Source organism: Bradyrhizobium sp. STM 3809, assembly GCF_000239795.1.
Taxonomy (GTDB): Bacteria; Pseudomonadota; Alphaproteobacteria; order Rhizobiales; family Xanthobacteraceae; genus Bradyrhizobium.
This window is the reverse complement of sequence record NZ_CAFJ01000780.1, coordinates 1-1,874: the sequence shown is the minus strand read 5'-3', so window position 1 is coordinate 1,874 and position 1,874 is coordinate 1. Positions and strand designations below refer to the sequence as shown.

Sequence of the window (1,874 nt, the reverse complement as noted above, 5' to 3'; positions counted from 1 at the left end):
GCGCGGCGGTCTTAACGCTTATACGTGCTCGCCCCGGGGATCGGCTGTCTTGTCCCCGTCGCCGACGCGACGCCCTGAGGCGTCATCGCCGACTTGGCCTCAGCACCGGGAGGCCAGGCCCACACGATTTCACGTCCGCATCGGAATCGTTCGTCGGCATGACGCGAGGTCATGCTGCGACCCGACACGGCCACCACATCCCCACCCCACGTATCGTGACGACCGCGCGTACGCCCCTCTCGGAGGGGTAGGATGCAGCAGAGTATGGCATAATTTTCGGAAAAGCGAAATAGAAAGATTCAAGGGCAGAACGGTTGTCGCACTTGGCGCATTGAAACCGTGAGAAAAAAGAGCTTTCGTCGCCAATCAGTTTCCGTCCAAGGCGACGGTCATGTTTTATGAGGTGAGGCTGGCCGCTGGAACTTATTTGCCCGACGCCCTACGCTAGCTAGCCCCGCAATTTCGGAACCTGCAGACCCTCTATTCGATGAGCGCTGTGCTCGCCATTTTGTCGCCCAGTCGGCGCTTCTCTTCGCAAGCGCCCAAGTTAAATTGCACGGTCTGCAAAAAACTGAATGCTACTACGACGTGCCTTGACATTCTTTAACACGCGAATAGCTAATTGGCCAGTGCTTGGCTGCCATGACCATGGGGCGATTCGCGGAGGGGCGATGTCAAAGCAACGCAATGTTTTCATTAGCCACCATCACGCAGATGATGATCACGTCAGTGGCCTAACGGACCTGCTGCGGCGGCAAGGCTTTCAGATCAGAAACAGTTCGATTCGAGCGAAACCTTCCAATCAGTCCCGCTTGGACAAAAAACAGATTCCAGAGGCCACGCTGAAGCGACTCTTACGAATGAAAATGTCTTGGGCTTCAACTGTGATAGTCTTGATCGGCAAGGAAACTCATCAGCGACCTTGGGTTGATTGGGAAATTCGAAAGGCTAACGAACTTGGCAAGCGCATCGTGGGGGTTTTTGCGCGAGGCGGAACAGAGGCCGATATCCCGCCCGCGTTCGAAGAATACGGAGATGCGCTGGTTAACTGGAACTCTAACAGCGTCATAGAAGCAATAGAGGGTACTGATAGCCCATTTGAGACTGCAGGAAGTTCGACATCACGTGCACCTGTTCATGCTGCGCGCACGGCCCGGTGCTGAGTATGGCGAGGGTCTATTTTTATGTGGTGGCGCGAGACTTTGGGTTTGCGCCAAATCCTTTTAACGGTGCTTGCACTCTCGCAACATGCAAGCCGGCGATAAGGCAGACCGCCCGAAGCGGCGATTGGATCGTTGGCATGGGAGGCGCAAAGTTAGGCGCTGTCGGACGATGCATCTATGCGATGAAAGTAACCGATGCAAAAGCATTTGAGGAATATTGGGAAGCCCCGGAGTTCCGTTCGAAACGTCCAATTCGAAATGGTACTCGAAAAACGATAGTTGGCGACAATATCTATCACCGAGCACCCTCCTCAAAAAAATGGTTGCAAGAAGATTCTCATCACAGCAAGCCTGATGGCTCGCCTGACCCTCATAATATACAACACGATACGAAAACTAATCGCGTCCTTATTTCAAATCACTTCTATTACTTCGGTAGTACGGCTCCGGCGGTTCCTCAGGAGATTCTGCAGGATTTGGGATTTCGCAACGGAATAGGTCACCGCGTCTTCCAAATAGAAAAGGCCCAGCCGTTTCTGAATTGGCTCAACACTTCGTTCGGCGCGAGTTTGAATTGTGTAAGTGGCGACCCCTTTCAGTTCGCACAAAGCACTGCCCGATACTCGAAAAAGGCTGACAAGGTCATTGATTCTTGACTTTATCAGCTAATTCAAGCCGGCTCCTGGCGAGGCTGCGTCACTTCAAGTGACC

General features: G+C 53.1%; 2 protein-coding genes. Both read left to right on the top strand.

Going from position 1 to position 1,874, the window contains the following annotated elements; all coding sequences use genetic code 11:
- Positions 1 to 671: 671 nt before the first annotated feature.
- Entirely contained in the window at positions 672 to 1,163 is a 492-nt protein-coding gene (locus BRAS3809_RS35450) for a TIR domain-containing protein (RefSeq protein ID WP_083839220.1), read from the top strand.
- Positions 1,164 to 1,165: 2 nt separating this feature from the next.
- Positions 1,166 to 1,819 carry an Nmad2 family putative nucleotide modification protein gene (locus BRAS3809_RS35445; protein WP_083839221.1) on the top strand — a complete coding sequence of 218 codons (654 nt, stop codon included), beginning with the start codon at positions 1,166 to 1,168 and terminating at the stop codon, positions 1,817 to 1,819.
- The last annotated feature ends 55 nt before the right edge of the window (positions 1,820 to 1,874 follow it).

Bases quoted from the DNA above. Each gene is read 5' to 3' on its own strand.
- BRAS3809_RS35450 (WP_083839220.1), top strand. From the start codon at position 672: ATGTCAAAGCAACGCAATGTTTTCATTAGCCACCATCACGCAGATGAT.
- BRAS3809_RS35445 (WP_083839221.1), top strand. From the start codon at position 1,166: ATGGCGAGGGTCTATTTTTATGTGGTGGCGCGAGACTTTGGGTTTGCG.